Source organism: Pelomonas sp. KK5 (genome assembly GCF_001984095.1).
Classification (GTDB): Bacteria; Pseudomonadota; Gammaproteobacteria; order Burkholderiales; family Burkholderiaceae_C; genus KK5.
The window spans coordinates 1-3,184 of record NZ_LYVQ01000393.1 but is presented as its reverse complement, the minus strand read 5'-3'; the positions used below and the strand labels follow the sequence as shown (position 1 = coordinate 3,184).

Below are 3,184 nucleotides of genomic sequence, written 5' to 3'. Positions count from 1 at the left end.
GTGCTGAAGGGTGCGGGCGGCGAGGCTTTCGCCGAAGCAGCCCGCGCCGCGCTGGCCGGTGCGGCGAAGCAGACGATGCTGACCGACGGCATCGCCGCCGCCTACCGCGCCGGCTGCGAACGCATCGGCGGCGGCGGGGGCGTGCAGGCCCTGCTGACCCCCGAGCCGGCCGAGCGCGATGCACTGCCCGGCCTGTTCCGCGTGAGCGCCCGCCAATGGCTCGGGCAGCATGCGCTGGCCGAGGAGGTCTTCGGTCCGCTCGGGCTGGTGGTCATGGCGGACAGCCTCGATGAAATGCGGGAAGTGGCCCGTTCGCTGTCGGGCCAGCTGACCGTCACGATCCACCTGGACGAGGCCGATACCGACGCCGCGCGGCTGCTCCTGCCCATCCTCGAACGCAAGGCGGGCCGCCTGCTGGCCAACGGCTTCCCGACCGGTGTCGAGGTGTGCGACGCGATGGTCCACGGCGGGCCCTATCCCGCCTCGACCAACTTCGGCGCCACCTCGGTCGGCACGATGTCCATCCGCCGCTGGCTGCGCCCGGTCTGCTACCAGAACCTGCCGGCCGCGCTGCTCCCGCAGGATCTGCGCTGATGGGACGACCGGCCCAGCTGCGGGTGCTGCTGGAAACGCAGTTCGGCCAGTTCTGCGCCGGCAACGGGCTCTCGCTGATCGGCACCTGGATGCAGCGCACCGCCTGCAGCTGGCTGGTGTGGGACTGGTCGCACTCGGTGTTCTGGCTGGGCCTGCTGTCGGCCGGCGACCTGCTGCCCAGCATGGTGATCGGCCCCTTCGCCGGCGTGGCCGCCGACCGCTGGGACCGGCTGCGGCAGAACATGCATGCACAGGTCGCCTCGGCCCTGCTGGCCGCGCTGACCGCGCTGCTGCTGGCCATCCAGCAGCTCGGCATGGTCGAGCTGGTGCTGCTGATGACGCTGCAGGGCACGCTCAGCGCGGTGATCCAGCCGGCGCGGCTGGCGATGGTGCAGCAGATGGTGCCGCGCGAGGACATGGGCGCGGCGGTGGCGCTGAACTCGGTGGTCGTCAACCTGACGCGGATGATCGGACCGGCGCTGGCCGGCGCGATGATCCTGCACTGGCACGTCGTCTGGGTGTTCGTGGCCAATGCGGGCGTGACCTTCGCCTTCGTGGCCGTGCTGGCGCGGCTGCGCCTGGTGGAGGCGCAGCCGCGCCGTGAAGGCAGCGGCTTCCTGGCCGAGATGGCCGAGGGCTTCGCCCACATCGTGAACACCGGGCCGCTGTGGCTGATCCTGCTGGTGATGCTGTGCGGCGGCTCGATGGTGCGGGCCATGATCGAGCTGATCCCGGCGATCGCCGCCGGCACCTTCGCGCACAGCGCCACCGGCCTGGCCGTGCTCAGCGGCGCGGCGGCCTTCGGCGCGGTGGCCTCGGGGCTGACGATGCAGGTCGGCCGCGCGGCGCGCATCCTCTACGCGGTGCTGATGTGGTGGATGCTGGGTGCGGTGGCGGCGATCGTGCTGACGCAGGCGCGCACGCCGGTGGTGGCGGTGATCGCCGCCGTCGTCATCGGCACGGCCATCACACGCGGCCTGGTCTCCACGCAGACCTTCGTGCAGCTGACCACGCCCGATGGGCTGCGCGGCCGGGTGCTCAGCGTGCACGGGCTGATCGCGCGCGGCAGCCCGGCGCTGGGTGCCCTGCTGATCGGATTCGCGGCCGACCGGATCGGCCTGCCCCGGGCGGTGGAGCTGTCTTCAGGCCTGCTGCTGCTGGTGCTGCTCGCGCTGTTCCCGCTCGCCCGCCGCGCCGCGGCTCGCGTCGACTGAAGAGGCGACGGCCTCGCTGACCCTCGGCGCCCACTTGCGCCGCAGCAGCACCTGCGTGCTGGCCGCGCCCAACATCAGGAAGCCGAAGATCGCGACCATCGGCAGCGTGTAGCTGCCGCCCACGTGCAGCAGCCAGCCCGAAAGGCTCGCCGACACGCCGCCGGCCAGGCTGGTCGCCACCTGCTGCAGCCCGGTGTTCAGGCCCACGGCCTGCTTGGGGATCAGCGTCAGCTTCACCAGCGCCAGGTTATTGGCCGTGACCAGGCCCAGCAGCGACAGCGAGACCACGTTCCAGAACAGCGCCGCGCCGGGCGTGCTCGCATAGGCGCCGAGCAGCACCGTCGTGCCGCCGCAGAAGCCGGTGACGATGAAGGCCTTGCGCACCTTGACGGCATCGCGCCCCTTGGCGATCAGGCGGTCCGCCGCCCAGCCGGCCCAGGCCGCGACGATCGCGATGCCGGCAAAGCTGAAGAAGGTGTAGAGGCCCGAATCCTGCAGCGAGAGGCCGCGCTGCTCGACCAGGTAGGCGGGCATCCAGGTCATGCAGTAGAAGGCGAAGTAGCTGTAGCAGAAGTTGCTGATCAAGCCACCCCAGACGACCGGGCTGGCCAGCAGGTTGCGCAACGGCACCGAGGCGGCGCGCTGCTTGCGTTCGGCCAGCTCGCTGCGCGACGGATAGTCGTTCTTGAGCAGCATCAGCCAGGGCGCCAGCCACAGCAGGCCGGCCAGGCCGGTGACGATGAACATGGCGCTCCAGGAGCTGTAGGCGATCAGCCAGGCCGCGATCGGCGCGCCGAGCGCCGGGCCCATCTTGCCGCCGATCGAATAGATGCCCAGGGCCGTGCCCTTGCGGGTCTCGTCGAAGTTGTTGGCCAGGTAGCGATAGGTGGCCGGCACCACGACCGACTCGGCCGCGCCGATCAGCAGCCGCGTGGCGACCAGGCCGTCGATGGTCGTGGCCAGGCCGGTGGCCGCCGCCGCGCCGCACCAGACGACGAAGCAGACCGCATAGGGCCACTTGACGCCGTAGCGATCGACCAGCCAGCCCATCGGCAGTTGCAGCACGCCGTAGGACCAGTACATCGCCGAGCCGATCCAGCCGCGCTGCACCGGCGTGAGCGCGAACTCGCCGACGAAGTGGCGGTCGGCGAAGGCGGCGCCGAGCGTCGTGCGGTCGATCCAGGAAATCATCAAGCCCAGGGCCAGCAGGACGAGGATGGCCCAGCGGTTCTCTTGTCTCTTGTTCTTGTTCATCGTGTCTCCAGATGGCATGAAGCCGCCCTGCTTTTCGCGGGGCGGCTTCCTGTTGCTGCCGTTGTTGTTGGTCAGCCGAGATTGGCCGTTACGTCATCGAACAGTTCGTCCACGCTCAGGCG

2 protein-coding genes and 1 pseudogene are annotated in these 3,184 nt (G+C 70.5%); 2 read left to right on the top strand and 1 reads right to left on the bottom strand.

Annotation, left to right across the window (positions count from 1 at the left end; translation table 11 throughout):
* Nucleotides 1-594 (top strand): annotated as a pseudogene (locus B0W88_RS30820) (aldehyde dehydrogenase (NADP(+))); the annotation flags it as partial.
* The gene (locus tag B0W88_RS30815; protein ID WP_083749185.1) at nt 594-1,808 is read left to right on the top strand and encodes an MFS transporter; all 1,215 of its coding nucleotides are present in this window, start codon (nt 594-596) and stop codon (nt 1,806-1,808) included. The pseudogene B0W88_RS30820 and the gene B0W88_RS30815, both read left to right, overlap by 1 nt.
* Here B0W88_RS30815 and B0W88_RS30810 read toward each other — a convergent pair.
* Nucleotides 1,737-3,062, bottom strand: a complete 1,326-nt coding sequence (locus B0W88_RS30810; RefSeq protein WP_083749184.1) for an MFS transporter — start codon at nt 3,060-3,062, stop codon at nt 1,737-1,739. The two genes, B0W88_RS30815 and B0W88_RS30810, sit on opposite strands and share 72 nt — an antisense overlap.
* Nucleotides 3,063-3,184 lie beyond the last annotated feature (122 nt).